Source organism: Peptostreptococcus stomatis DSM 17678, from assembly GCF_000147675.1.
Taxonomy (GTDB): domain Bacteria; phylum Bacillota; class Clostridia; order Peptostreptococcales; family Peptostreptococcaceae; genus Peptostreptococcus; species Peptostreptococcus stomatis.
In genome coordinates this window covers 1-25,991 of the sequence record NZ_ADGQ01000002.1, presented here as the reverse complement: position 1 = coordinate 25,991, position 25,991 = coordinate 1, and the positions used below count along the sequence as shown (strand labels likewise).

The window sequence follows — 25,991 nt, the reverse complement described above, 5'->3', positions numbered from 1 at the left end:
TGAGATTGAGATGGTGATGTAGATGAAATTTATAAAGAACATTGATTATATTATAGCTAATGACCCTGCATCCAGCAGGGGTAAGATAAAATTTTTGAATAGACTGATGGTATTTATCATATATCCATCTGTCCATGCCCTAATAGGCCACAGCATATCCCATGCCCTTAGCAATATGGGCTTAAAATTCCTAGCCAGGCTGGTATCCCAGATATTTAGGTTCCTAACTGGTATAGAAATCCACCCAGGAGCCACTATAGGCCATAGTATCATGATAGACCATGGTATGGGTGTTGTAATCGGAGAAACTGCAGAGGTAGGTAATAGGGTTACAATCTATCAGGGAGTCACTCTAGGGGGCACAGGCAACCACACAGGCAAAAGGCACCCTACAGTAGGTAATGACGTTATAATAGGCTCAGGAGCCAAGGTATTAGGTCCTGTGACACTTGGAAACGAGGTCAAGGTCGGTGCCAATAGCGTAGTCCTACACGATATACCAAACGGGGCTACAGTCGTAGGTATACCCGGCAAGATTGTAAAGATAAAGAATACTAGTTCAAAGGTGATCAACCTAAACGAAAGGTTGGCTGCTGAAGGTTCTATGTACTTCATTTAGTATATATTTAGAGTTAATAAGATCATAAAGCAAAAAGGCGTGCACTCTCCCAAAAAATGAGTGTTACGCCTTTTTTATTTATATTCCCTTTTTCTTATAATAGTCCAAGAGTCTTCCTTTACGTTCTTCCATAGCCTTCAACATCTTCTTTAGATTTTTACTAGTCAAGCCATCATTATCGGCAAAACCATCTTCAAAACCTAATTCTTTATTGGCATTAAATTCATCATCAATAAGGTCGGCTTCCGTATCCATCCTGGCAGAAATAACCTTGTACTGGTCTCCTATCTTTGCAAGATAAATGATAGAATGGTTAGTCCTACCACTCTTAGTACTCACCTTCTTACCAGCATATGAAACCTCTATAGGGTCTAATCCTATTTCACTTGTATCTAGATCTACCTTGACATACTTTCCTACCCTAGAAATCTCTATAAATTTAAACTTATAATCTAGCTTCTCGGTTTGAGAGTCTGACCTTATAAGCTCAGCATAGGCCCTCTTGATATCATTTCTGACTCTCAAGTATTCCTTGAATTTATCATTTCCAAGAGTTGAAAAATCGTTGCTACCTCTCAGGCTAGAAAAATCAGTCTTTATAAAACTTTCACTGGTTTCCCTGATCTTTCTTTCGTCCTCTTGGCTTATATGAGTATTACTATAAGCGTAAAAAGAAGACGATATAGTTATTAGTACAACTAGAAGAGGGAATATTACCTTATTTCTTGATTTCATTTACATCCACCTCCTAATGTAGAAAATATATATCTATACAAATTTAAATATTTAAAGCTATAACTATATGATATATGAAGTGATAGCTAATTTCAAGCACCTTTTTATAAATCTACCCTGGCAGGAATATGAAAAGCCTATAAAAAAAGACCATAAAGCTAGTTAGCTTTATGGTCTCCAAAATTCAAAAAACTATATTCTTTGACCGCAATGAGGGCAGTAAGGGTCTTATTTATTGATTTCTCTCAGGCTATATACCCTCTTGTCCTGTGAATCTATATGCCTTCTATTTACTGCTACCATAGCCTTTAATGTATCTAGAGAAGTCATTATCTCTGTCTGGAACTCTATGGCAGTTCTCCTCATCTTGAAACCGTCTCTAGTAGAGTCGTTACCCTTTGTTGGTGTATTGATAACCATATCAACTTCCTTGTTTCTGATTACATCAAGTATGTTTGGTCTAGGCTCTTCTACCCTGTTTACTACCTCACACTTAACACCTGCTTCATCTAGGGACTTGGCAGTTCCCTGAGTGGCTACAAATGTATAACCTATATCCTGCATGTCCTTAGCCAATTCTATGAACTCTGCCTTGTCGTTGTTGTTAACAGTGGCTAGGACCTTCTTCTTTTCTTCAGATACCCTCTGGCCTGATGCCAAGAAGCCTTTGTATAGGGCCTCTTCAAGAGTCTCTCCTACACCCAATACTTCACCTGTAGACTTCATTTCTGGTCCTAGGCTTACCTCTACCTTAGATAACTTTGACATAGAGAATACAGGTACCTTTACGCATACGTGTGAAGGTGTCTTGTAGACTCCTGTGCCGAAGCCTAGGTCTTTTAGGTCATAGCCTATCATACACTTAGTAGCCAGGTCTATAATTGGTACACCACTTACCTTTGAGATATATGGTACTGTACGGCTGGCTCTTGGGTTTACCTCTATAATATAAAGCTCATCCTTGTATTCTATAAACTGAATGTTTACCATACCTACTACATTCAAGTTAAGGGCCATCATCTTTGTATATTCATATATCTTGTCCTTTATCTTGTCTGATATACCCTGGCTAGGATACATTGTTATAGAGTCTCCAGAGTGGACTCCTGCCCTCTCCAAGTGCTCCATAATACCTGGTATCAGTATATCCTTACCATCGCAGATAGCATCAACCTCTATCTCCCTACCAGTCAAGTACTTGTCTATCAAGACAGGGTTCATAGGGTCCCTATCAAAGGCGTCTTCTAGGTACTGAGTCAACCTTACTTCATCATAAGTTATCTCCATACCCTGGCCTCCTAGGACATATGATGGTCTAACTAGGACTGGATAACCAAGCTGTGTAGCAACCTCTACACCTTCAGCCACTGACCATACACCCTTACCCTTAGGTCTATTTATATTCAAGCTTTCTAATAGGTCTTCGAACTTTTCCCTATCTTCTGCTGCATCTATATCCTTGAAGTCTGTTCCCAGGATCTTTACACCCTTTTCACTAAGGAATTTAGCTAGCTTTATAGCTGTCTGGCCACCAAACTGTAGGATTACTCCCTCTGGCTTTTCCTTTTCTATGATGTGGTATACGTCTTCTTCTGTCAATGGTTCAAAGTATAGCTTGTCAGATGTATCAAAGTCTGTACTTACTGTTTCTGGGTTGTTGTTGATGATTATAGTCTCTATTCCCAACTTCCTGAGTGCCATTACAGCATGTACTGAACAATAGTCAAACTCTATACCCTGGCCTATCCTTATAGGCCCTGAACCTAGAACGATGACCTTTCTCTTGTCGCTGATTTCTACTTCATCATACTCTTCATAAGTTGAGTAGTAATAAGGTGATACGGCATCAAATTCACCTGCACAAGTATCAACCATCTTGTAAGAAGGCCTGATCTTATATAGCTTTCTCAACTCTACCAGGTCTTCTGTGTCTATCTTCATAAGGTCTGCCATACCCTTGTCAGAGAAGCCCTTCTTCTTTAGTTCTAGAAGGTATTCCTTGTTAAGGTCTTCAATCTTCATGACTCTTAACTTTTCTTCCTGGTCTACTATCCACTTGAACTTGTTTAGGAACCATTCATCCACACCTGTAATAGTAGATATCATCTCTAGCTTGTAGCCCCTCCTGATCATCTCAGCCAGGTCGAATATTCTCTCATCATCTGGAACTACTATACTTTCCTTTAGCTGGGCTAGAGTCTTGCCCTCTGATGCCTTGTGAACTAGTGAGAACTTGCCTGTTTCTAGGGACCTGATTCCCTTTAGAAAGGCTGATTCAAAGTTTGAACCTATACTCATTATTTCACCGGTAGCCATCATCTTAGTTCCAAGCTTTCTGTTGGCATGCTTAAACTTGTCAAATGGCCACTTAGGTATCTTAACTACCACATAGTCTAGGGTAGGCTCAAAGCAGGCATTTGTCTTCTTAGTTACTGCATTTTCTATTTCATCTAGTGTGTATCCTAGGGCTATCTTGGCTGCAACCTTGGCTATTGGATAACCTGTAGCCTTAGATGCTAGGGCTGACGACCTAGATACTCTTGGGTTTATTTCTATAATTGCATATTCCAGACTCTTAGGATTTAGGGCCAACTGGACATTACAACCACCCTCAACTCCTATGGCATCTATTATATCTAGTGATGCTGTCCTTAGCATCTGATATTCTAGGTTAGATAGGGTCTGGCTAGGTGCTACAACTATTGAGTCTCCTGTATGTACACCTACTGGGTCTATGTTTTCCATATTACAAACTGTAATACAGTTACCATTAGAGTCCCTCATCACCTCGTATTCTATTTCCTTCCAACCCTTGATAGACTTTTCTAACAAGCACTGAGTTACCGGGCTTAGCTCTAGACCATGAGTCAGGGTTTCTCTCAATTCTTCCTCTGTCTCTGCTATACCACCACCTGTACCTCCAAGTGTATAGGCCGGCCTAACAACTACTGGATAGCCGATTCTATTTGCATAGGCTAGACCCTCTTCTAGGGTTGTAACTATGTCACTCTCTATTACCGGCTGGCCTATTTCCCTCATTACCTCTCTAAAGGTATCCCTATCTTCACCCTTCTTGATAGATTCAACAGATGTACCGATTATCTTTACCCCGTACTTGTCCAGGATACCTGCTTCATATAGGTCTACTGCCAGGTTTAGGCCTGTCTGACCACCCATACCTGCCAAAAGACTGTCTGGTCTTTCCTTTTCAATTATTTTTTCTATAAAGTCTAGAGTCAAAGGCTCTATATATATATGGTCAGCTATTTCCTGGTCAGTCATTATAGTAGCTGGGTTTGAGTTTATTAGAACTACCTCTATCCCTTCTTCCTTTAGGGCCTGACAAGCCTGTGTTCCAGAATAGTCAAATTCTGCAGCCTGGCCTATGATAATTGGACCTGAACCCAATACTAATGTTTTCTTTATACTCTCTATTTTAGGCATCTTTAACTCCTCCCTACTCTGCTATCTCTAAAAATTTATCAAATACATACTCACTATCAAGTGGTCCCGGACAAGCCTCTGGATGGTACTGGACACTATAAATTGGAAGTGTATTGTGCCTCATACCCTCAACAGTATTGTCATTTAGGTTGACCTGGGTAACCGTCATATCCTGAGGAACCTCAGTTACATAGTAGCCGTGATTTTGAGATGTGATAAATATCTTATTTTCTTCAAAGTCCTTAACCGGGTGGTTTCCTCCCCTGTGGCCAAACTTTAGCTTACCGGTCTTACCACCAAGGGCAATTGCTAGAATCTGATGGCCTAGGCATATGCCAACTATTGGCTTCTTGCCTATCATCTGTCTAACATTTTCAACTATATCTTCAAGGTCTGCAGGGTCTCCAGGCCCGTTTGAGAGGAATATAAGGTCTGGATCTATAGCCAGAACTTCTTCATAGCCAGTCTCTGCTGGGAAGATTGTAATATCACAGCCTCTTCCTGCAAAGTTTCTAATTATATTTTCCTTCACACCGAAGTCCATTATGGCCACCCTCTTACCTGGCCCTTCTATATGTTCTACGGCCTTCCTACCTACCATCCTGACAGCCTGACTATTGTCAAAAGACTCTATCCTTGACTTAACATCAGATAGCTTAGTATGTTCAGTAGTTATTACCCCCCTCATTGTTCCCTTATTTCTTAGAATCTTTGTAAGGGCCCTTGTATCTATACCTTCTAGGCCTATTACCTTGCTCTGCTTTAGGTAGGTGTCTATATCCATCTCACACCTGAAGTTTGATGGCATATCACTCTTTTCCCTAACTATAAAGCCACTTACCATCACCCCGTCTGACTCCTTGTCTTCCAGGTTTATACCATAGTTACCTACCAGGGGATATGTAATAGTTACTATCTGACCATAGTATGATGGGTCAGTAAGTATTTCCTGGTAGCCTGTCATAGAAGTGTTGAATACTACTTCTCCAACGCTATCTTCAATATAACCAAAGGCCTTGCCTTCAAAAATCGTTCCGTCTTCTAAAATTAATCTTCCCTTCATTTGATGCTCTCCTTTTAATGAGACTAGGTACTCCTACCACCCTAATTGGCCATAGTACCTGGTCAAGATTTATACTAATGCCTTTTCTATCTCTTCAACTATAAGGTCTGCCGCCTTTGCCGGGTCTTCTGCCCTAGTTATAGGTCTGCCTACTACCAGGAGCTTGGCCCCGTTTTTTATAGCCTGGCTAGGTGTTACAACCCTCTTTTGGTCGCCAACTTCAGCAGACTTTGGCCTGATGCCTGGACACACTGTCACGAAGTCATCACCACAGGCTGCTACTATATCTTCTACCTCCTGGGCTGAGCATACAACACCGTCTAGGCCTGCCTCCTTGGCCAGCTTGGCCCTCTTTATTGCTGCCTCCCTGGTAGATAGGTTACAACCCACACTTGCCAGGTCTTCATCACTCATAGATGTCAATACTGTTACACCCACAATTAAGGGTTTTTCTATGCCCAGCCTAGCCGCTTCTTCCTTGGCTATATCTGCACACATCTTCATTCCTTCGTAGTCTGATACATGAATTGTCATCAGCCAGACACCATCCTTGATACAGGCCCTTACAGCCGACATCATGGTATTAGGTATATCATGGAATTTCAAGTCCAAAAATACCCTCTTACCCTTAGATTTTAGGTAGTCCAGAGTCTTCCCCCTAGATGCTATATAGTTTTCTAGTCCCAGCTTAAAAATCTCTACACTATTATCCAGTTTGTCAATTAGTTCTACTGCCTTTTCATAGTTGTCGGTGTCTATTGCCACCATCAACTTACTCTTTCCACTTATCATACATTCTCTCCTGTCTGATTAAGGCTTTTAGGTACAAAAAAATCCTTACACCCAGTTGAGATACAAGGGTATAAGGATAAAATACGCTCCATAAGCTAGGATTGTTTAACACAATCCTCTATTTTAGACCTCTCAGGTCCTATCCTTACCAGTCTCTCTGGACCAGCTTAAAAGACTTAATCTATTTTTTAGTGCAGTCGCATCTCTGTACGACCTCTCTTGCACCTTACAGATTATCTTACCATAAATAGGGGTCTATTACAAGATTTTTTTGAGTTTGACTGTCTTTTACAGCAATGGTGTTACTTGTTTATTTTCATGATTTCTTCTGCCTTTTTCTTGAACCTCTTCCTCACTGAAATCTTACCTATAGACTTCGAATTACTTTTTAGGAGTTTCTTCATTGCTGATGCCAGTATTTCCCTGTTTTCTTCATCCATACTTCTTAGATTCTTAATCATAGCCAGGGCTGCCTGGACCTCCTTACCAGATATATCGCCCAACATGTTTGCATCTGTTGATTTCACTATCAGGTCATAGAATTCGTCTACAAATTTACCCCTTTCATCCCTGTCAAGACTGGCAAGCCATATCTTCAGGGTACGGTTGATATAGGTAGACTGGTCTGTGAACTTGTCTTTCTTAACAAACTTTCTACCTTTAACATCCCAGTTAAGGCCATCATGCTGGATTATACCATTATCACCCCTGGCATTTACTATGAAGTACTCTTCTTCATCATCCATGAGTATGCCAACTACAGATCCCTGGGGTAGAAGTTTTACTACTTTCTTGGCAGTTTCCTTATATTCAGGAGTCTTTAGTATTTCTTCGGTAAAACCCGGACCATCATTATTATATATTTGAACAACCCTCTTTCTGTATGCTTCTTCTATACCTACATGGGCATAGACCGCTAGATTACCTCCCTTAGAATGTCCACCTGTATAGACCTCCTGATCCTTGTATTTATCCAGGATATGCCTTAGGTAGGTCACAGCATCCTTCTGGGCCATTACAGGGGCGGAGAAACACATATTAAAATCTTCCTTAAAACCTACTAAACTGTCATCAGTCCCCCTATAGGCTACATATATCCAGTTTCCAAAAGCAAAGGTCATGGCACAAAATTGACTTTCATTGTCATGGTCATACTTGTATATGTAGTCTGATATTCTTACCGACCTATACCTTTCTACCTGACCAAGCCTATTTAAAAGCTTTTCTATCTTCTTTATAAAATCTCTTGTCTCCTTGCCTGTCCCTCTTTTTTTAGACTCAGCATAGGCTTTAGAGGCCTCCTCTAGGCTATTAGCCCCTCTCAGCATATCAAAATTCAGATATGATACCATAGAAAAGATTAGATTATCTACTTCATTTATTCCATCTTGGTCAAAGCTTATATCCCCTCTCCAGTCTAAATAGTCCATTATATTATTCATCTTTACCGTCCTCCACACATTAGTTGATATATTCCCATATAAGTAAGACCCCACTTCATCTCTTAGGCCTATTCCTCAATCTATCTCATGATTCTTTATACCTATATTTTTCTACTCCCCATACCTAAATACCTTTTTAAAATTCGTATACATTATAAATTTATTAAAACTAGTATATTAATAATGTATTGGATATTCTTCCTGTTTTTTCCCTAATTTCTGCTTTTAATTTTATCTTCAAAAACAGCCTCTATAATTACCATATTAGTACCTAAATAGGAACTGTATTTTTATAATAGATTAAATTAGTTACATATTAGGAACTAAATATACACTTTTAGCTACATAAATAGTACTTTTTAAGGAACTATTTATGTATATTTATATAAAAGTGTAGCTATTTAGGAACTAATATGTTATAATTATGAGGTAAAGGAGTTATAGGATTATGACTAAAAAAGAAATTCAAGACAAAAATATAGCTACAAGCAACCTTGATAACAAAAATCCGGCTTTAGAAGGGAATTTTTCAAATAAAAATATAGAAAAATCCACAGGAAAGCCAGTAGAAGATGAATATGAAGAAAATAAAAAAGATGAATCAGTAAGTGAAGGGCTTAAAACAGCTACCACTAAAAAGAAAAAGAGGGAGGAAGAAAAAATGGACACACAAATAATAGGATTAGACATAGGTAGAGGCTACGTAAAGGGTTATTCCCTATATAATGACAAGGAATATTCATGCCTTTTCAAGAGCGTATATGGGGATGGTAGAAACATATCTCTAGAAGACTACAAGAAAAACCCAATCTATATAGAGCTGGATGGTAACGAATATTTTGTAGGAGACCTATCTGAAAAAGAAAGTATGAAATGCATTAGGAATGCTGGTGATAGCAAGGTTTCACCAGTTGTAAGAATCCTTATAAGTGCTGCCCTAAGCGAGATTGCAGTATCTGACAGTGTCAGCCTTATCCTGGGCGTCCCATACAAGATCTTCAAAAAGTCCACTCTTAAAGAAGTTGAAAAAGAATATAGGGACTCTACAATAGTTGTAAAGAACAAGATAAACAACAGTGTTAAGACTATAAAAATAGAAAATGTAAATATATTTAGGGAGGCAGACTCTGCTCTTATCTATGCAATGGGCAACAGAATCAATGAAAACAATCCAGTTGGTATGGTAAATATAGGCTTCAGAACTACTGAGCTTAGTTACTTTGACAAGGGCTTCAAGTTCAACGACAAGCTAAGTACAACTATTGAATCAGGTAATCAAAACGCCCTAAAAATAGTTCAGAAAAGACTTGTAGACATTGGTATTACTAAGAGTTTACCTGAAATAGACACAGCAGATGACTATCCAGAACTAAAGGAACTAGCCTATAAATTGACTTCAGATGATACTAATGAAATTATCGAAGAAACCTGGAACAACCTAGGTGAAATGGAGATATTTGTATCAGGTGGAACTGCCCTAAACCTTAAACTAAATGCCAAGTACAAGGTGGTAGACGACAGCCAGATGGCCACTGCAAAGGGTCTGTATGAAGTTGGCGTAAAGCTTGAAAAATAAGAGGTTGGTGGATAGGACTTGAAAAATAATAGAATCAGATTAACGTCATACATTAGTCCGGACCTCGACGACTTGATACAGGATTATATGGATGACAACAACATCTCCACCAAGAGCCAGGCCCTTGAAAGGATGTTAATAGAGTTTAAATATATAAAAAATGAGGTCACTTTCCTAAGGGGAATTATAAGTGGTGGTGGCTTTCAACAGAATGCCCCCTTTATGAGCTCACAGAATGCCCCTAGGAGGCCTTTGAATGAGCGTGACAAGGTAAAGGATAGCATAGCGGATATTTTCTCTAATATGCCCGATTAGAGTCTCATATTGACAAGTTTATATGTATGGCTTACAAATCCCTTATTAAAATTGAATATTTACCCAGGAGAGACAGGAAAAATCCTGATTCTCCTTTTTTATAGTCCAATTTTATGCTTTTGGCCCTTGACATATATTACGGATTGTGATATATTACAGATAAAGATATATCATATAGTGTAATAGAAAGGGGAAAACATGGGAAGAACAGCAAACAGTGGTGCTCTTACCGAATCTATCTTTTACATCCTATTACGACTTCACAGTCCCGCACACGGTTACGCCCTTATGAAGGATATAGCCCAGATGACAGATGACCGCCTTAATTTAGGAGCAGGATCCCTCTACGGAGCCTTGGACACCCTTCAAAAAAGGGGCTGGATCAAAGCCTTGGATGAATATCCACAAGATAGAAAAAAAGAGTACATAATCACGGATACAGGAAAGGAATTCTTTGAAAGGGACTTGGTTCGCTTAGAAGAAATGTTACAAAATGCAAAGAAAGTAAAGGAGGCAGCAAATGAAAACTATCGTTAAAAAGTCTTTTTTGGACATCCAAAAAGAAGAAGAATGGTTGAACCAAGAGGGTGAAAATGGCCTTATGTTAATTGGTTACCACAATGGCGAATACGAATTTGAAGATGTTTCACCAACCAAATACCAGTACAAGATCGATATTCCAAATTATACTGGTTATAAGAGGAAGAACTATCTTGCATTTTTGGAAGAAAGTGGCATATCAGTTGTTTCAGACTATGCTGGCAGGGTCTATCTTAGAAAGAATACTGCCGATGGCCCTTTGGACCTCTATACCGACAGCAAGGAAATTAGAAATCAAATAAGCAAGCGATACGCTCATTTTTTCAGCATCGGCATAAGTCAGTTGATTTTGGGAATTTTTCTATTGTATAGTACTTTGAATACTGTAAAAGATAGGGGCCTTCCATTTGTGTTTACAATCATTGTCGACCTAGGTCTTATTGTTTCTGGACTTATCTTCTTAGTCATGGCTATACGAAAGCACAGAAACTACTCCATCCCTAAGGATGAAAAAAATCTTTGGGAGTAACTTGTAAAAGCAAATTATAAAAATTAGACCATAGAAGTATAAAATAAACCATAGAAGGAGGGCTTGTATTCTTATCAATATATCTAGAATACAAGCCCCCCTCTTTATCAAAGTCGCTTAAGGGCGATTTTTTATTTGTTTAAATAAGGCAGATAAGATATTAGTCTCATTACTCATTTATACTCAATATAGATGAGTCCGCATTGAAGGTATTAACATTGTACAAGAATAGGACATCTGTCACATCATTATTGTTAATGACATCACTAAGACTTCCAGTAAAGTACCTCATATCAACTACGCTTATCTCTGAGAAGCTAGTAGCTAGGAAAGGTATCATAGCATTGGCGTATGAGTCCTTTATAACTAAAATCTTCCTCTCTGTCTCTACACTCGTCCTGATCTTAATCTGAGAGTGGTTACCTCCTGTAAAGACCTCATACTGGTCCCTGGCCGATAACTTTGATGAGTCATAAAGACTTGGCACCTTCTTCTTAGTATCGTAATACTTTGTAATTACAGGTGCATTGTCCTGTGTTAGGTATAGGTATATATCCTCTGGCTTACCAATTTCTGCCCCTGTCTTGTAGTATAGGCTACCCCTAAATGAATCAGAGGCTTGTGACCTGTTAAAGTTGTTCTGACTAGTTGGCTCTATATTAAGTGCCTTGCAAAAATCTGTATATGCATAGAAGGCACCATCTGTAGTCCAATGATGGTCAGTCTTATAGTATAACTGCTCACTATTCTTAAGCTTATTAAATGTCTGTTCTACATCTACCATCCTCACCTTGTTGCTCAACATGGATGTTACAGCCTTCAAATAATCCGTCTGAGAGTCCACAGGAGCGTTTTTAGGCATTAGGTGACTATAAACATCAACCTTGTTAGGTACAAGCATCATAGATACCTTTAGTTTCTTATTTGAGTTAGCAAACTTATTGATTGCATCAACCTTTAGCTTGGTGATATTTGGATTTTCAGCCTTGAAACCTTCCATCAGGTATCCGTCTGAGCCCAGATATACACCATTTATCTCCTTCTTGCCCATCAACCTGTCTAGGTTGGCCTTGGTCTTTATAAAACCTGCCCTATTTGGGAATTGGTCTGACATATGTACGGCCTGTTTATCAGAGTACTTACCAGTTATAAATGATGAAATAGTAAACTTAGGCCTTTGCTCTAACTCCCTGTTTTCTGCTATGGATGTGGCCTGGTCCCTGTGAACTAGGACCGCCAACATTATCAAAATAGTCAATCCTACGAAGGCTACTGGTAGAATCCTATAAAAGGTCTTATCCAACTTTTCTCTTCTGTCACCCTTTATATACTTGCCCTTGTCACCCCCTGATACCAAGAAGTTTATAAGCAGGGTAAGTCCATATATGATAGTCGAAGGAATGGCCTTAAAGTTTCTAGACCTTCTTTTTGCTGGTCTGACCGCCTTATTTGGCCTCTTTTTAGACTGGATTGCCTTCTGATTTGGTCTAGTCTGGCTTGGTCTAGCCTTCTCTGGCCTTCTCTGGCCTTCTTGATCTGGTCTTGGCCTAGCATTTCTAGTTGGCTGGGCCTTCTGATTTGGCCTAGGTCTAGTCTTTGTAGCCTGCTTTGATACCTGCTTTGTAGCTGGTTTAGCAACCTTTCTTGTAGGCTGTTTTATCGGCTGACTACTTGACTTTTTAGTCCTTTCCTGTCTTTCCTGACTAGGTCTAGTCTTCTTGGTTTTATTGGCAGAGCTCTTTTGACTAGGCCTCTTTTTTGCAGTTTTTGTACTTCTAGGACCTTCTTCAGGTCTCTTTTTCTTCTTTTTCCTAGGTGGATCATTCTCTATTTCCATTAGTTTTCTTAGGCTTTCAGGCATCTTCGGTTCTTCATAACGTATTTTTTTATTCATTTATTTCACCTCCACCTAAAATTTAAAGTATAAGAATGGGCTATAGCTATCTCCTACCAAGGATGCTACTGATAGAAGTACTATCAATAGATAGCATACTGACAAGAAGGCATATCCACCCCTGCCAAACCTACTCTTTACATTGTTTATCAAGCCTAAAACAAAAGGACTAGCACCTATAATAGCCAATACAAATAACTTCCATGAAGTTTTTAGTATGTATAGGGCATTTCCATCTATAAATCCACTAGATCCGAATACCAGTAGCCTACTATAGAAGCTAGCTATCTGGGATATTCCCTGCAGGTCAAACATTACCCAACCTAAAACTACTATTAACAAGCAGTAGAAAAGCTGGATTTTTGGACTTAACTTCTGCAATATCTTAGCTAATTTGACTTTTTCTAGGTATATAATAAGGCCAAAATATAGACCCCATACCACAAAGTTCCAGCTGGCACCATGCCATAAACCTGTAACCATCCATACTACAAATATATTCCTTAGGTGCTTTTTAGCCGAACACTTACTACCACCCAGAGGGAAGTATATATAAGTCTTGAACCAGTTTCCAAGTGATATATGCCACCTTCTCCAAAATTCTGTTGCGCTCTTGGAAATATATGGATAGTTAAAGTTTTCTGCCCACTTAAAGCCAAACATATTACCTAGACCTATAGCCATATCTGAATAACCACTAAAGTCGAAGTATATCTGTAGGGTAAAGGCTATAATACCCAACCAGGCTGTTATAGCAGACATCTTTAAGTCCGGACTAGCCTTTACGCTGGCCCATACCAAAGCTAGGTTATTGGCTATTAGGACCTTTTTACCTAGTCCCAGTATAAATTTTTCTACCCCCCTACCAAATAGGTCTGGAGATGGTCTTCTCACCAATAGTTCCTTGGCCATATACGAATACTGGACTATAGGACCAGCCCCTATTTGAGGGAATATGCATACATATAAGGCGAAGTCTGTAAAACTCTTCTGAGGAGGAGTCTTGCCTGTATAGACATCAGCCATATATGAAATTATCTTAAATGTATAGAAGGATATACCAAAAGGAAGGCCTATCTCTACTATCTGTAGATTAGTCCTGAATATCGTATTTATGTTGTCTATCAGGAATCCATAATATTTAAAAAATGCCAATATTGCTAAATTAAATACCAATAGACACACAAAATAAAATTTGGCCTCTTCCCTCTTTTTTCGCCTGGAGTGGATAAACCTGATTCCAAACCAAGTAACTACTACAGATACCATAATCAACAATAGGTACCTAGGGTCTCCCCAACTGTAAAAGAATAAACTCAGTAGCAACAATAGGCCATTTTTAAACCTCTTTGGTACTATGGAATATAATATAATTGCTATCGGGAAGAAATAAAATAAAAATGTTAAACTAGTAAAACTCAATTATCTTCCCTCCCTTACTCATAATTTGCCTTGATTATTTTATTTATCAAGTCTACGTTCTCATAAGATATAAAATAGATGTAGTCGCCCTTCTTCTTCAAAAGACTAGAACTCATTATCTTATACTGGTCTGGCGCATAGTTTTTGAAGCTCTTTGACTGGTCATCCACCCTCTTTTGTATTCTTAAAAAAATGGTATCTGCATACTCTGGCTTGGCCTTTACTATAAGGATTTCATTGGCCAACATATTGCTCTTAGGCACATATGAAATATACTTTTCCACCTCTATCTTGTTTATACCATATAACTTCCTCAGGCTAAGGTCATTGCCCTTGACAAAGTTATCCATGCTTATTCTTTTTTCAATATTGGATCCAAGCGTTGCAAAATCAAGATTTCTAACCTTTACAAACTGGTAGGCCAATACAAAGACCAAAATCACCACCAAGATTAGGGCCATATACTTTTTCTTGTAGATAGAACTAGTCTTCATAGGTTTAATCCTGTTTAGCTTATTCTTAATAGTCTTCCCCTTCAAATCCGCCTCTATGTCCTCGCTCTTTATTATCCTAAGCCTGGCAGTCTGTTCGTAATTTACGCCCTGGCTCGGATTTGGCTCCTTGGCTGGATTTTTCTTATTTTTATCATTATTATCCAATCAGTACACCCCCCCTTATATATTTTCACTCAAGAAGTATAGCCAATTCTTGTAAAAATCATACTTTAGATGGATACCATCCGGTTCATACAGATTTTTTGATGTTATCAAGCCATCTGAAGGTAGGTAGTTGGCACCTGTAGCAGATGCAACAGCCTTGGTTTTCTGTATCAGAATCTTTACATTTTCATTGTTGATTCTGTCATCCTTGGCCCTTGTAATAGTCTCATTTACAGGTAAAGGGGCCTGTAGATATACCTTCACTCCCGGGTCAAGCTTTTTAATCTTCTTAACCAAACTAATGTAATTCTCCTTGAAGGCCTCAGGTGTCTGGGTATTTAGGTCATTTGCCCCATAAAGGATTACTATCTGCTTTGGTTTTAAGTTTTTAATCTCATTTAAGTGCTTACTGGCCTGGTTTACATGTTCACCCTTACTAGCTAGAACGCTAGTAGGTCCTAGTATATTAGCCTGTTTCAAATATTCTGTTATTGAGTCCCCAAGAAAGACCACATCATCAAACCTTGATTTGGCCTTGGTCATATTAAACTTAGTAATAGAAGTATCCTTATTTACCTTATTGATTTCTTCTTCCACATCGTCAATACGCTGATTTTCTTGCTTCTTTATAAATGACAATGTCCACTCTATACTGGCTTTGCCTGACCTAGCAGAATCTGCAGCATATGCCCCATATGCCGTGGCACTAGTCATAATCATCGCAGCACTAAGTGCTAAAAGCTTACTTTTTCTCATATACATCTTCCCATTTCTATTTTATAAATTCCTTATTAATTACCTTAAAAGTTCCTGAACTGCATATTGCAAAACACACTTATATTCTAATACTTAATTATACCATAACTGAATGATAAAAAAAGTAGAATTTGTGGAAAAATTGACTAATTTATCCACATATACACAGATTTATCCCCCATTTAGATCCTTTTTTCCAAAAATACCTAAATTCAGGCAATCAATAAACTAATCAAGAGGGATGATACACACAATTTCATCTAGTCTAGAGTCAAGTCTCTTGCTCTTTACTAGGCTCCCATCTCCCAATCTTTCAAATAGGACTATATCATTTGAATCCTGGTGACCTACTAGGATAAATTTTTCATCCGGGCTAAGGGCAAAGTCTCTAGGATTTTTTCCACCACTCCCTATATTTTGTAAAAATCTTATGCCACCCTCGTCACCTAATTCGTATACACTAAGGCTATCATGCCCCCTATTGGATACATATAGGTTATACTTACCCGCCTTATTTTTTATCTTGCTTACCTTGATAGCTGCCCCACTATTGCCTGTGAAGCTCTCAGAGCCCACAGGAAGGCTTGAAACCCTATTTACATGTCTTAATATACCCTTGACATCATCATAGGCTAGAACCTCAACTGTGGAGTCTAATTCCCCCATCAGGTATGCATACTTCGAGTCCGGACCAAAGACCATATGCCTAGGCCCCATACCAGGCCTTGTCTGGTAGCTTGCAACCAGAACTGCCCTATTATCATCAATACAATAGGTATCAATCCTATCTCCCCCTAAATTTACAACTAAGGTATATTTATCATTGGGGTCCTTGATAGCCATATGGCACCTAGGCCCATCCTGGTTGGGACTAACAGGACCAGATCCCTCAAGCCCTATGGACTTGGCCAGGCTCAATCCAACCTTGTCCAAGGATAGGATATCCAACCTTCCCAGGTGGTAGTTGCTGGCATATAAAAGAGATTTTTTCTGGTCAAAATACAGGTGGCAGGGAGCCTTGCCCAACTTGCCCACCTCACTTATAAAATCAAGTTGTCCCCTCTCCTTATCAAAATCGTAGGCTAGGACTCCACCTTCATCCCTAGAGCTAAGGACAAAAAGTTTATTGGCCTCAAGAGCCATATAGGAAGGGTCTTCTATCTCCAAGAGGAGCCTACTCTGGTCCTTAGCCCTAGGTCCAAGAAGCTTATCACAAGCAAGCTTTTCCTTACCAGCTAAGCTTGAATTCATACATCCTTTATTATCTGCCTTTTCATGGCCTAATCCGTCAATACCTATATTAAGGATATGTATACCCTTGTTAGACCTCCTGGTATAACCACCCAATATAAATCTATATTCTTTCATAATTTACCTCACTATAAGTCCAAAAACCCCCTTCTTCCGGGTTTTGACTAGAAAATACTAGGTTAGTGCCTTAGGCTTATATTAAAAAAGAGCCGCCCGATCCTAACGATACAGACAACCCTTTTAATAAGCAAATTAAATCTTTAATTATTTAACTTCTACTGTTGCACCAGCAGCTTCCAATTTTTCCTTGATCTGCTCAGCTTCTTCCTTAGATACGCCTTCCTTAACAGACTTTGGAGCGTTGTCAACAACTTCCTTAGCTTCCTTAAGACCAAGACCTGTTATAGCTCTAACTTCCTTGATTACTCCAACCTTTGAAGAACCAGCTGATGCTAGGATAACATCGAATTCGCTCTTTTCTTCTCCACCTGCAGCCGCACCACCTGCAGCACCAGCAACCATAACTGGAGCTGAAGCAGATACACCGAATTTTTCTTCTGCAGCCTTAACTAATTCATTTAATTCTAACACTTTCATGTTTTCTATAGCTTCTAAAATCTGTTCTATTGTCATTATATTGCACCTCCGTGTATTATTTGTTTTTCTAAATTAAAATTTGTCTTATGCGATTTCTCGCTGATTTATACTACCAAACCGGCAGCCTCAACCCGCCTTATAGGTAGATTTATTAAGCTTCTGTAACTTCTTCGTCCTGCTTCTTTGCAAGAGCATCCAATAGGTAAACAAAGTTTGACATTGGAGCCTTCAAGCTGCCAAGAAGTTTTGCGATAAGTTCTTCTCTTGATGGTATAGACGCAAGAGAAACGATCTTTGCTTCATCGTAGAATTCACCTTCGACTACACCCATCTTTAGAGTGATCTTGTCAGGATTCTTATCCATGAAAGCCTTAAGTACTCTAGCTGGAGCAACTGCATCTTCATAACCGAATGCTATTGCGTTTGGACCTACTAGTAGCTCATCGTTGAAGTTAGCATATACATCTCCTTCGATCTGGCTAGCAGCTCTTCTTACCAAAGTATTCTTGTATACCTTGTAATCAACACCAGCTTCTCTCATCTGACTTCTCAAATCTGTAACCTGTTCAACTGTTAATCCCTTGTAATCTACAACGATAACAGAAGCAGCCTTTTCAAACTTTTCTGCTATTTCAGCAACTACAGCTGATTTTAATTCTATAGCCTTACTCATATTCTTAGTGCACCTCCTTCACAAAAATAAAGTTTAGCACTCACCGTATAAATATTAAAGCCCTTGTTATCAGCAGACAACAAGGGCGCAAGTATCACGTATATCGCAACCTCGGTGGGAAATTAAGCTTAGGCACCCACTGTCTACGGCAAATCTATTCTTCTTTAACATTGACAATATATCATATATGTCAACCTGTGTCAACAGTATTTTTATTATTCAGTAACTCTAACTGGGTTTACTTTTACACCAGGTCCCATTGAAGAAGCAACTGTTACGCTTCTAAGGTACTGACCCTTAGCAGCAGATGGCTTAGCCTTGATTATAGCCTCTATTAGAACCTTGAAGTTATCGAATAATTTTTCCTGGCCGAAAGATGCCTTACCAACTGGAACGTGGATGATGTTAGTCTTATCTAGTCTATATTCAACCTTACCAGCCTTGATTTCATCAATAGCCTTAGCTACATCAAATGTAACTGTACCAGACTTAGGATTTGGCATTAATCCCTTAGGACCAAGTACTCTACCTAGTCTACCTACTACACCCATCATATCTGGAGTAGCAACAACTATATCAAAGTCAAACCAGTTTTCTCCCTGGATCTTCTGAACTAGTTCTTCAGCACCTACAAAATCAGCTCCTGCAGCTTCTGCTTCCTTAGCCTTTTCACCCTTAGCGAAAACCAATACTCTCTTTGTCTTACCTGTACCGTGTGGTAACACGATAGCACCTCTAACCTGCTGGTCAGCATGTCTAGAGTCAACACCCAACTTGATGTGGGCTTCTACTGTTTCATCAAACTTAGCACTTGCAGTTTCAACTACTAGTCCTAGAGCCTGTGAAGCATCATAGTAAACACTTCTGTCTACTTTTGCAAACGCCTCAGCGTATCTCTTACCTTTTCTTGCCATTTTAATAATCCTCCTTGTGGTAATACGGTTTTTAACCTCCCACTAATAAAGACACCGTCTTTACAGTGTTGTCAACTATTTATTAGTCAACTACTTCTACACCCATACTTCTAGCAGTACCAGCGATCATCTTCATAGCTGATTCAACTGTAGCAGCATTTAAGTCCTTCATCTTTAACTCAGCTATTTCCCTAACCTGAGCTGATGTTATCTTACCAACCTTCTTCTTGTTTGGTTCCCCAGAACCTGACTGTAGGTTGATAGCCTTCTTGATTAGTATAGCAGCTGGTGGAGTCTTAGTTATGAAACTAAAAGACCTATCCTGGTATACACTGATTACAACTGGTATAATCATGCCTGCCTGATCTGCTGTCTTAGCATTAAATTCCTTTGTGAAAGCCATTATATTCACACCGTGCTGTCCTAGTGCTGGACCAACTGGTGGAGCTGGAGTGGCCTTTCCTGCAGGTATCTGTAGCTTAATCTGACCTATTATTTTCTTAGCCATTGTGTTGCACCTCCTTATATTTTTTCTATATTTTCAAGCCCTAGTGTTACTAAAGCCTTCCTACCAAATGCATTTACATAGACTTTTACTTCTTTTTTCTCAATGTTTACATCTTCTACTTCTCCGACATTGTCGACAAAAGCACCACTAATTACTCTTACTGTATCGCCAGGGTTTAAATCTATTTCACCGCTGACAATCTTTGATGCCGGAAGTTCTATTCCCATAGCCCTTACCTCATCAACTGTTAGTGGAACTGGTTTTGATCCAGGTCCTACAAACCCAGTTACCCCCTTAGTGTTTCTGACAACATACCAAGATTCATCAGTCATCTCCATCTTTACAATAACGTAACTTGGAAATACCTTTCTCTGAACCATCTTTTCCTTGCCAGTCTTTGTAGTTGTTACTACATCTTCTGTAGGAACTATTACCTGTTCGATAATATTTTCCATTCCCCTGTTCTTTACAGTGTTTTCAATTGTAGTTTTTACTTTGTTTTCATGACCGGAATAAGTATGAACAACATACCATTGCATATCTCTTTCTTCTGACATCAAAATATTCCTTTCAACGCTTAAGATCAACCGACTACTTAATCAATAGACTAAGTGCCTTTGATAATCCTAAATCTACTAGCCATACAAATAGGGTAGACACAATAACAACTCCAAGTACTACACCAGTCTTACCTGCAAGTTCTCCAACTGTGGGCCAAGTTACTTTCCTAAGTTCCTGACCTGTACCCTTTATAAACCCTACTTTTTTTTCTGATACTTGTACATTTTCCTTTGCCATTAACTCACATCCTTTACTTAGCTATATTACTTAGTTTCCTTATGAGTAGTGTGCTTCTTACAGAACTTACAATACTTCTGTAGTTCAATTCTGTCAGGATTGTTCTTCTTATTCTTAGTTGTGTTGTAGTTTCTCTGACTACATTCTGTACACGCTAAAGTTACTTTAACTCTCATCTGTTACACCTCCAAATTTGATTTTATATATGATGATATAGCTTCCTGAAAAAATCAAGTAACTATTACCTTCCAAAAATTGTATTTTTTACACCTCAAATTGACGACTCTATTCGGCCGTCTAAAATAAAATACCATACTATCTTTCTTTTGTCAATGATTTCAATGTTTTTTCACCCACTTATTTTTATAGCCACCCAGATTGATTTTTCCTAGGTGGCTATATAGTGAATAAACTTTGAGATTCGAAGAACTAATAAATTAAATTCTTAAAAGTAGAGTTCTTCATCAGGTTCTTAAATAGGGGTACACCCAAGACTGTTACTATTATGAATTCAGACAACATTATCTGGGCAGTCACCAATATAAATGATACTGGCTCCGGAGAAACAAAGACTATCTCCAAGCCTATCAAGATACTAAAGACTGCTGGCATCAAGGATGCTATCCATATATTTTTTATCTTGGACATAGCAGTCAAGGCCAAGAAAGAGGCCAGGGTCCCAACTACCACATCTATCATACCCAGTGATGACAGTAGATTTGAAATTGCACATCCCACTGTCAATCCCACTATATATTCAGGATTGAAAAATGCCAATAGGGTCATTACCTCTGATATCCTAAACTGGATTGGTCCATAAGATAGGGATGGAATCATCCATGTAAGCACCGCATAAATAGCAGCTATCATGGCCTGTCTTACCAGTACCTTCCTCTTTACTAAAGTTTTTGTATTCATATTCCTATTCTCCTCCTACACCAAAATCAGTATTGTCCCAGAGAATTTCAATATTTTCCATATCTTCCATATAGGAATACTGGTCCCTAAAGTAGTCAATTATAGACTGGTCCGTCTTTACCGGAGTAGTATTCTCCACATATATATTGATACAGCCCCTCTTAAAATTCTCCTGTAGAAGTTTCATGTCCCTGTCTATCATCTCTCTCGTCTGTCCCTCTATACCCACTAGGAGACATATATTGTCAAAATATGAAGCCACCTCTTTAGCATCCTTGAAGTATATATTCTTGTTCAAGTAGCCATTTCTGAAATCATCATCAAAACTTTCAATTCCACACTTGAAGGATACCTCTATCCCATCAAAAAAGTCCCTAATTTCATCTAACCTAGTCCTGTAGTTGTAGTAGGCTTCAAAGAATATCTCCCTGATACCCTTGGCCTTACATACCTCTTTGATGTCTTTTAGGGTCTCTTTAGGCAATTCAAAGACTGAGGCTGAATTAATTACCTCCAGTCTGCCATACGAGCCCTTGACATCTTCTAGGACCTTCTTATTCACACTAATCATTTCTTCTTCATCAATTGAGTTATCGGCGATATAATCGCAAAAAAAACAGCGCCCCCATCTACACGGATGAGAACGCAGTAAAACTATCTCTCTTGGATTTTTATCGTCAATTACACTATAACGATTCATTTAACCACATCCTTGTTTTTTAAGTAGGTGACAAGAAAACTCTATATCTTGTTTTTTAAGTAGGTGACAAGAAAACTCTATATCTTGTTTTTTAAGCAGGTGACAAGAAAACTCTAGCCCCTATTATACCCACTTTTTAAGTCCGTGTCAAACATTATTACAAGCTATTTAGCGGCCCACTCCTTGGCAATCTCTACCAACAAATTAGCGCCAGCCTCCAGGGCCTCCACACTTATCATTTCATTCCTGCCGTGGAAATTGATCCCCCCGGCAAAGAGGTTTGGACAAGGTAGGCCCATAAAGGATAGTCTAGAACCATCAGTCCCTCCCCTTATAGGGATTATTCTTGGCTCTATATCCAGGTTTTCCATTGCCTTGACCGCTATATCTACCACTTCCATGTGGTCTTCAATTACCTCTCTCATATTGTAGTAGGAGTCTTCGATTGTAAGGCTAATCCTACCACCATGCTCCTTAGATAGGTTGGAAATTCTTGTTTCAAAAAAGTCTTTCATTTCTTCAAACTTATCCCTATCGTGGTCCCTTATTATATAGTTAAGGACTGTCTCCTCTGTAGACCCCTTGATATCATTCAGATGGAAGAAGCCCTCATAACCCTCTGTCGTCTCCGGCCTTTTGTTTTCTGGAAAGGCCTCCATAACCTGGCCTGCTATATAGATGGAATTGACCATCTTACCCTTGGCTGAACCTGGATGGACATTCCTTCCCTGTATTTTTACCACGGCAGATGCAGCATTGAAGTTTTCATACTCTAGCTCTCCAAGCTGGCCCCCGTCAAAGGTGTAGGCATACTTGGCACCAAACTTTTCTACATCAAAATAATCGGCCCCACAGCCTATCTCCTCATCTGGGGTAAAGGCCACCATTATATCCCCATGCCTTATATGGGGATTTTCAACCAGGTATTCCAGGCCCGTCATAATCTCAGCTATTCCAGCCTTATCATCTGCCCCTAGGAGGGTATTTCCATCTGTTACTATTATAGTCTGTCCCTTGAAGTCCCCTATCTCCGGATAATCTTTTAGGCTCGTAACTATTCCCTTTTCTTCATTCAAGATTATATCCCCACCATCATAGTTTTCTATAAACCTAGGCTTGACATCCTTACCTGACATGTCTGGGCTAGTATCCATATGAGCGATAAAACCTATTGCTACAAGGTCATCCTCATTAGCCGGCAACTTGGCCATGACATAGCATCTTTCATCCAGGCTAATATCCTCTAGCCCCATTTCTTCCAACTCTGCAACTAATATTCTAGCAAGGTCAAATTGCTTGCTTGTAGATGGACTGGTTTTAGACTCTGGATCTGACTGGGTGTCTATTGATATATACTTCAAAAATCTTCCTAACACTTTTTTTCTCATTTGATTCTCCTTAAAAAAAGAGGTGCCACAGACACCCCTTCAAAATTAATCATTCTATTTAATTCCTATGACCTGATAGAAGAGTCATATCCTCATTAAAATTTAAATTTTTATTAAGTTCTTTATAGCATACTGCTAATCAAAAGTCAAGTTGTCTAGACCGGGGTCCTATGATATAATATTCTTGTCTAATGTGCGCCTATAGCTCAACTGGATAGAGCTGCAGACTTCGGATCTGTGAGTTGTGGGTTCGAATCCTACTAGGCGTGCTTTTTATTAATTTTTAACATTTTTATTTTATAGGAGCGGACTATGTACGTACTTTTTAGGGAAGATCTAATCAGCAGCGATGATATAAAAAATAAAATCCAGGAAAAAACCTTATTCAGGGTGGAAACAGACCTCACCAAGGCTACCAAGAGGGAAGATGTTATGGCCTTTAAGCTATCTATACCTACACAAGACCTTGAACCCGGTATAAAATTTGACTGGGATAAGAGCAGGCTAGTGGATGATATATTTTCCAAGGCCCAGTCTCTTACAAAAGACTTCCTGGCCTTTTTCCCAAAATACACTATCCAGACTTCTTCTGCCTACAAGTGGGACGAGATGGAAGATAGGATTTATCTAGTAGTGGTAATAGCCAACATAGATATAAAGATGAAAAAGTTAGAATTGGATATACTTAAACGTATGATGAAGCAGGTAGACTAGGCTACCTGCTTTTTATATTCAAGTTTAGTCGTCAACTTTATATACATCCATCTTTACCAATCAATAAAAAAAGAAATTTTAAGAATATTTGTTTATTTTCAAAAAATTCCGTAATATTAAAGTTAATAAAATCACATTTTTGAAAACAAACATCTTATTCTGGTTAATTAAGTAAAATATGAAGAATACAGTAAAAATTATATTATAAAAAAAACATTAAAAGCTATTGACCTTTTATTTATAAGTGCTATAATATAAGTACAAGGACAGATAAATAACAAACATACTTGTACACTCAAACCAACTTATTTAGAACATAAGAGTATTATTTAAACCTGATATTTTTCGTAAGAATACAGAGCTTCTGGCTCTGTATTCTTATTTTCTAACCTGATTATTTATTGTCAAATATAGGCTTTTTAATCTAGTAAAGAATTTAAGTACAAGGTCAATTTCCTATACCTTTGCTAAAAATATCTCAAACTATGGCTTATTATATTCAGTTAAATACGTCTTCATCAAACTTTATATCAAAATTTGATACCCATATTTTAAATTTACGGTGGTAATTTATACAATTTTATGTTAATATGTTATAGTAACAGTTGATAATATGTCCCCGTAGCTCAGCTGGATAGAGCACTCGCCTCCTAAGCGAGGGGTCGGAGGTTCGAATCCTCTCGAGGACGCTTAAAATCATAGGTAAATTACCTATGATTTTTTTATGCCCTAAAGAATCTTCCTAATAAATTTCATAAAAAAGAGGGATCCTGTCCCCCTTATAAAAATTATTTTTTTCTCTACAAGCTTGTCTATCCAACAGAAGAATTCTTATACAGGCAAGTCACCTGTCTCTACCTTACCCTTGCCTAGGTATTTCAAAGTATGCTTCAATAGTACCGGGGCAAATATAGTAGTTACTACCACCATTAGTATTACCGGAGAGAACATGGATTCCTGAATAAGGCCCAACCGATGCCCTTTTTCTGCAACTATTAAGGCTACCTCTCCTCTTGATACCATACCAATACCAATATTTAAAGCCTCATACTTGTCATACTTACAGATTAAGGCACCAAAACCAGCACCAACTATCTTGGTAATGATAGCCACAATTACAAGAATAATAGAAAACCATAAAACATTGCTATTAAACTTTCCCAAATGTGTCTTTAGCCCAATACTTGCAAAGAATAGGGGGGCAAAGAATAGATAGGAGAGAACGTTCATCTTTCTAACAATCTCATTTCTAACACTAAACCTACTAAAAATCATACCTACCAAATAGGCACCTGTAATATCTGCTATACCAACATACTTTTCTGATATGTATGCAACCAACATTACCAGGGCAAATACATGTATAGATACCCTTCTCTGGTCCGTCTTGAAATCCAAAAACCTGGCCAGAAAAGTTGTTACTACTGATAAGATAAAGATGGCTATAAAGTATAAAACTATCTTTATCAACACATTAGATAGACTGACATTTGCATCCTTAAAACTAGTCACAAATGTCAAAATTATAATTCCTATTATGTCATCTACTATAGCTGCTCCCAAGATGGCATTACCTATCCTGCTATTGGCATAGCCTAACTCTTTCAAAGCTTCTATTGTAATACTTACAGAAGTAGCAGTCAAAACAACTCCCACAAATACTGCTTTTAGAAGATCTGCCTCAAGTCCCATCTTAAATTTTAAGAAGAGAATATAGGACAAGACTCCACCCACTAGGGGGATT

Annotated in this window: 27 protein-coding genes, 2 tRNA genes and 1 other annotated feature; of the genes, 8 read left to right on the top strand and 21 right to left on the bottom strand. The window is 38.6% G+C overall.

From position 1 onward, the window contains the following. The first annotated feature begins 22 nt into the window (after positions 1 to 22). Entirely contained in the window at positions 23 to 619 is a 597-nt protein-coding gene (gene cysE, locus HMPREF0634_RS00375; protein ID WP_007787916.1) for a serine O-acetyltransferase, read from the top strand. 78 nt (positions 620 to 697) lie between these two features. Here cysE and HMPREF0634_RS00370 read toward each other — a convergent pair whose 3' ends face one another. From HMPREF0634_RS00370 to HMPREF0634_RS00350, 5 genes are all read right to left on the bottom strand, one after another. After that, positions 698 to 1,354, bottom strand: a complete 657-nt coding sequence (locus tag HMPREF0634_RS00370) for a hypothetical protein (protein WP_040565553.1) — start codon at positions 1,352 to 1,354, stop codon at positions 698 to 700. Positions 1,355 to 1,582: 228 nt separating this feature from the next. After that, complete coding sequence (carB, locus tag HMPREF0634_RS00365) at positions 1,583 to 4,798, bottom strand: carbamoyl-phosphate synthase large subunit (protein ID WP_007787928.1); 3,216 nt, start codon at positions 4,796 to 4,798, stop codon at positions 1,583 to 1,585. 13 nt (positions 4,799 to 4,811) lie between these two features. Continuing rightward, positions 4,812 to 5,861, bottom strand: coding sequence for a glutamine-hydrolyzing carbamoyl-phosphate synthase small subunit (carA, locus tag HMPREF0634_RS00360; protein WP_007787925.1), 1,050 nt, complete (start codon positions 5,859 to 5,861; stop codon positions 4,812 to 4,814). 69 nt (positions 5,862 to 5,930) lie between these two features. Continuing rightward, positions 5,931 to 6,653, bottom strand: coding sequence for an orotidine-5'-phosphate decarboxylase (gene pyrF, locus HMPREF0634_RS00355; protein ID WP_007787970.1), 723 nt, complete (start codon positions 6,651 to 6,653; stop codon positions 5,931 to 5,933). Between the two features lie 302 nt (positions 6,654 to 6,955). After that, positions 6,956 to 8,095 carry an Mbeg1-like protein gene (locus HMPREF0634_RS00350; RefSeq protein ID WP_007787982.1) on the bottom strand — a complete coding sequence of 380 codons (1,140 nt, stop codon included), beginning with the start codon at positions 8,093 to 8,095 and terminating at the stop codon, positions 6,956 to 6,958. A gap of 448 nt (positions 8,096 to 8,543) precedes the next feature. On the opposite strand from HMPREF0634_RS00350, the gene HMPREF0634_RS00345 reads away from it, so the two are divergent. The 4 genes from HMPREF0634_RS00345 to HMPREF0634_RS00330 all read left to right on the top strand — a co-directional run bounded on the left by HMPREF0634_RS00345 (position 8,544) and on the right by HMPREF0634_RS00330 (position 11,055). Beyond that, complete coding sequence (locus HMPREF0634_RS00345; RefSeq protein ID WP_243440488.1) at positions 8,544 to 9,671, top strand: ParM/StbA family protein; 1,128 nt, start codon at positions 8,544 to 8,546, stop codon at positions 9,669 to 9,671. An 18-nt stretch (positions 9,672 to 9,689) separates the two neighbouring features. Then, positions 9,690 to 9,986 (top strand): hypothetical protein, encoded by a 297-nt coding sequence (locus HMPREF0634_RS00340; RefSeq protein WP_040565552.1) that lies wholly within the window; start codon positions 9,690 to 9,692, stop codon positions 9,984 to 9,986. Positions 9,987 to 10,184: 198 nt separating this feature from the next. Continuing rightward, the gene (locus HMPREF0634_RS00335) at positions 10,185 to 10,523 is read left to right on the top strand and encodes a PadR family transcriptional regulator (protein ID WP_007787993.1); all 339 of its coding nucleotides are present in this window, start codon (positions 10,185 to 10,187) and stop codon (positions 10,521 to 10,523) included. Further along, entirely contained in the window at positions 10,507 to 11,055 is a 549-nt protein-coding gene (locus HMPREF0634_RS00330) for a DUF2812 domain-containing protein (protein ID WP_007787930.1), read from the top strand. The genes HMPREF0634_RS00335 and HMPREF0634_RS00330 overlap by 17 nt, the downstream gene beginning before the upstream one ends. A gap of 169 nt (positions 11,056 to 11,224) precedes the next feature. Here the strand turns inward: HMPREF0634_RS00330 and HMPREF0634_RS00325 are convergent, their stop codons facing one another. The 15 genes from HMPREF0634_RS00325 to pepT form a co-directional block, all read right to left on the bottom strand. Further along, a complete protein-coding gene (locus HMPREF0634_RS00325; RefSeq protein WP_007787947.1) occupies positions 11,225 to 12,949 on the bottom strand; it encodes a DHHW family protein in 1,725 nt (574 codons plus the stop codon). 15 nt (positions 12,950 to 12,964) lie between these two features. Beyond that, the gene (locus HMPREF0634_RS00320; RefSeq protein WP_007787980.1) at positions 12,965 to 14,371 is read right to left on the bottom strand and encodes an MBOAT family O-acyltransferase; all 1,407 of its coding nucleotides are present in this window, start codon (positions 14,369 to 14,371) and stop codon (positions 12,965 to 12,967) included. Positions 14,372 to 14,385: 14 nt separating this feature from the next. Next, positions 14,386 to 15,030 (bottom strand): DUF4358 domain-containing protein, encoded by a 645-nt coding sequence (locus HMPREF0634_RS00315; protein ID WP_050786317.1) that lies wholly within the window; start codon positions 15,028 to 15,030, stop codon positions 14,386 to 14,388. A 15-nt stretch (positions 15,031 to 15,045) separates the two neighbouring features. Further along, the gene (locus tag HMPREF0634_RS00310) at positions 15,046 to 15,786 is read right to left on the bottom strand and encodes a GDSL-type esterase/lipase family protein (protein ID WP_040565551.1); all 741 of its coding nucleotides are present in this window, start codon (positions 15,784 to 15,786) and stop codon (positions 15,046 to 15,048) included. A gap of 228 nt (positions 15,787 to 16,014) precedes the next feature. Continuing rightward, positions 16,015 to 17,154 carry a lactonase family protein gene (locus tag HMPREF0634_RS00305; RefSeq protein ID WP_007788002.1) on the bottom strand — a complete coding sequence of 380 codons (1,140 nt, stop codon included), beginning with the start codon at positions 17,152 to 17,154 and terminating at the stop codon, positions 16,015 to 16,017. 147 nt (positions 17,155 to 17,301) lie between these two features. Beyond that, the gene (rplL, locus tag HMPREF0634_RS00300; protein WP_007787921.1) at positions 17,302 to 17,670 is read right to left on the bottom strand and encodes a 50S ribosomal protein L7/L12; all 369 of its coding nucleotides are present in this window, start codon (positions 17,668 to 17,670) and stop codon (positions 17,302 to 17,304) included. A gap of 115 nt (positions 17,671 to 17,785) precedes the next feature. Then, positions 17,786 to 18,307, bottom strand: coding sequence for a 50S ribosomal protein L10 (gene rplJ / locus HMPREF0634_RS00295; protein WP_007787978.1), 522 nt, complete (start codon positions 18,305 to 18,307; stop codon positions 17,786 to 17,788). 45 nt (positions 18,308 to 18,352) lie between these two features. Continuing rightward, positions 18,353 to 18,474, bottom strand: a sequence feature (ribosomal protein L10 leader region). Between the two features lie 48 nt (positions 18,475 to 18,522). Then, a complete protein-coding gene (rplA, locus tag HMPREF0634_RS00290) occupies positions 18,523 to 19,221 on the bottom strand; it encodes a 50S ribosomal protein L1 (RefSeq protein WP_007787998.1) in 699 nt (232 codons plus the stop codon). 82 nt (positions 19,222 to 19,303) lie between these two features. Then, entirely contained in the window at positions 19,304 to 19,729 is a 426-nt protein-coding gene (gene rplK, locus HMPREF0634_RS00285; RefSeq protein ID WP_007787943.1) for a 50S ribosomal protein L11, read from the bottom strand. 14 nt (positions 19,730 to 19,743) lie between these two features. Continuing rightward, positions 19,744 to 20,286: a transcription termination/antitermination protein NusG gene (gene nusG, locus HMPREF0634_RS00280; protein ID WP_007787987.1), complete on the bottom strand. Its 543-nt coding sequence runs from the start codon at positions 20,284 to 20,286 to the stop codon at positions 19,744 to 19,746. A 34-nt stretch (positions 20,287 to 20,320) separates the two neighbouring features. Continuing rightward, positions 20,321 to 20,527 (bottom strand): preprotein translocase subunit SecE, encoded by a 207-nt coding sequence (secE, locus tag HMPREF0634_RS00275; RefSeq protein ID WP_007787989.1) that lies wholly within the window; start codon positions 20,525 to 20,527, stop codon positions 20,321 to 20,323. Between the two features lie 26 nt (positions 20,528 to 20,553). After that, positions 20,554 to 20,703 carry a 50S ribosomal protein L33 gene (rpmG, locus tag HMPREF0634_RS00270; RefSeq protein ID WP_007787992.1) on the bottom strand — a complete coding sequence of 50 codons (150 nt, stop codon included), beginning with the start codon at positions 20,701 to 20,703 and terminating at the stop codon, positions 20,554 to 20,556. A 253-nt stretch (positions 20,704 to 20,956) separates the two neighbouring features. Next, positions 20,957 to 21,445, bottom strand: coding sequence for a QueT transporter family protein (locus HMPREF0634_RS00265; protein ID WP_007787901.1), 489 nt, complete (start codon positions 21,443 to 21,445; stop codon positions 20,957 to 20,959). Positions 21,446 to 21,449: 4 nt separating this feature from the next. After that, positions 21,450 to 22,145: a radical SAM protein gene (locus HMPREF0634_RS00260; protein WP_040565550.1), complete on the bottom strand. Its 696-nt coding sequence runs from the start codon at positions 22,143 to 22,145 to the stop codon at positions 21,450 to 21,452. Between the two features lie 164 nt (positions 22,146 to 22,309). Then, positions 22,310 to 23,533, bottom strand: coding sequence for a peptidase T (gene pepT / locus HMPREF0634_RS00255; protein WP_007787907.1), 1,224 nt, complete (start codon positions 23,531 to 23,533; stop codon positions 22,310 to 22,312). Between the two features lie 195 nt (positions 23,534 to 23,728). Between pepT and HMPREF0634_RS00250 the strand changes: the two genes are divergently transcribed. From HMPREF0634_RS00250 to HMPREF0634_RS00240, 3 genes are all read left to right on the top strand, one after another. Continuing rightward, positions 23,729 to 23,802 (top strand) — tRNA-Arg (locus HMPREF0634_RS00250). Positions 23,803 to 23,845: 43 nt separating this feature from the next. Continuing rightward, positions 23,846 to 24,247, top strand: coding sequence for a hypothetical protein (locus HMPREF0634_RS00245; protein ID WP_007787911.1), 402 nt, complete (start codon positions 23,846 to 23,848; stop codon positions 24,245 to 24,247). A 615-nt stretch (positions 24,248 to 24,862) separates the two neighbouring features. Continuing rightward, positions 24,863 to 24,936, top strand: a tRNA-Arg gene (locus HMPREF0634_RS00240). 142 nt (positions 24,937 to 25,078) lie between these two features. Here HMPREF0634_RS00240 and HMPREF0634_RS00235 read toward each other — a convergent pair. Next, positions 25,079 to 25,991, bottom strand: a 913-nt coding sequence (locus HMPREF0634_RS00235) for a cation:proton antiporter (RefSeq protein ID WP_040565549.1), incomplete at its 5' end; no start/stop codon positions are given.

What these genes read in the sequence shown, in the direction of transcription:
- cysE (WP_007787916.1), top strand. Translation starts at nt 23, where the DNA reads ATGAAATTTATAAAGAACATTGATTATATTATAGCTAATGACCCTGCA.
- HMPREF0634_RS00370 (WP_040565553.1), bottom strand. Translation starts at nt 1,354, where the DNA reads ATGAAATCAAGAAATAAGGTAATATTCCCTCTTCTAGTTGTACTAATA.
- carB (WP_007787928.1), bottom strand. Translation starts at nt 4,798, where the DNA reads ATGCCTAAAATAGAGAGTATAAAGAAAACATTAGTATTGGGTTCAGGT.
- carA (WP_007787925.1), bottom strand. Translation starts at nt 5,861, where the DNA reads ATGAAGGGAAGATTAATTTTAGAAGACGGAACGATTTTTGAAGGCAAG.
- pyrF (WP_007787970.1), bottom strand. Translation starts at nt 6,653, where the DNA reads ATGATAAGTGGAAAGAGTAAGTTGATGGTGGCAATAGACACCGACAAC.
- HMPREF0634_RS00350 (WP_007787982.1), bottom strand. Translation starts at nt 8,095, where the DNA reads ATGAATAATATAATGGACTATTTAGACTGGAGAGGGGATATAAGCTTT.
- HMPREF0634_RS00345 (WP_243440488.1), top strand. Translation starts at nt 8,544, where the DNA reads ATGACTAAAAAAGAAATTCAAGACAAAAATATAGCTACAAGCAACCTT.
- HMPREF0634_RS00335 (WP_007787993.1), top strand. Translation starts at nt 10,185, where the DNA reads ATGGGAAGAACAGCAAACAGTGGTGCTCTTACCGAATCTATCTTTTAC.
- HMPREF0634_RS00330 (WP_007787930.1), top strand. Translation starts at nt 10,507, where the DNA reads ATGAAAACTATCGTTAAAAAGTCTTTTTTGGACATCCAAAAAGAAGAA.
- HMPREF0634_RS00325 (WP_007787947.1), bottom strand. Translation starts at nt 12,949, where the DNA reads ATGAATAAAAAAATACGTTATGAAGAACCGAAGATGCCTGAAAGCCTA.
- HMPREF0634_RS00310 (WP_040565551.1), bottom strand. Translation starts at nt 15,786, where the DNA reads ATGAGAAAAAGTAAGCTTTTAGCACTTAGTGCTGCGATGATTATGACT.
- HMPREF0634_RS00305 (WP_007788002.1), bottom strand. Translation starts at nt 17,154, where the DNA reads ATGAAAGAATATAGATTTATATTGGGTGGTTATACCAGGAGGTCTAAC.
- rplL (WP_007787921.1), bottom strand. Translation starts at nt 17,670, where the DNA reads ATGACAATAGAACAGATTTTAGAAGCTATAGAAAACATGAAAGTGTTA.
- rplJ (WP_007787978.1), bottom strand. Translation starts at nt 18,307, where the DNA reads ATGAGTAAGGCTATAGAATTAAAATCAGCTGTAGTTGCTGAAATAGCA.
- rplA (WP_007787998.1), bottom strand. Translation starts at nt 19,221, where the DNA reads ATGGCAAGAAAAGGTAAGAGATACGCTGAGGCGTTTGCAAAAGTAGAC.
- rplK (WP_007787943.1), bottom strand. Translation starts at nt 19,729, where the DNA reads ATGGCTAAGAAAATAATAGGTCAGATTAAGCTACAGATACCTGCAGGA.
- nusG (WP_007787987.1), bottom strand. Translation starts at nt 20,286, where the DNA reads ATGTCAGAAGAAAGAGATATGCAATGGTATGTTGTTCATACTTATTCC.
- secE (WP_007787989.1), bottom strand. Translation starts at nt 20,527, where the DNA reads ATGGCAAAGGAAAATGTACAAGTATCAGAAAAAAAAGTAGGGTTTATA.
- rpmG (WP_007787992.1), bottom strand. Translation starts at nt 20,703, where the DNA reads ATGAGAGTTAAAGTAACTTTAGCGTGTACAGAATGTAGTCAGAGAAAC.
- HMPREF0634_RS00265 (WP_007787901.1), bottom strand. Translation starts at nt 21,445, where the DNA reads ATGAATACAAAAACTTTAGTAAAGAGGAAGGTACTGGTAAGACAGGCC.
- HMPREF0634_RS00260 (WP_040565550.1), bottom strand. Translation starts at nt 22,145, where the DNA reads ATGAATCGTTATAGTGTAATTGACGATAAAAATCCAAGAGAGATAGTT.
- pepT (WP_007787907.1), bottom strand. Translation starts at nt 23,533, where the DNA reads ATGAGAAAAAAAGTGTTAGGAAGATTTTTGAAGTATATATCAATAGAC.
- HMPREF0634_RS00245 (WP_007787911.1), top strand. Translation starts at nt 23,846, where the DNA reads ATGTACGTACTTTTTAGGGAAGATCTAATCAGCAGCGATGATATAAAA.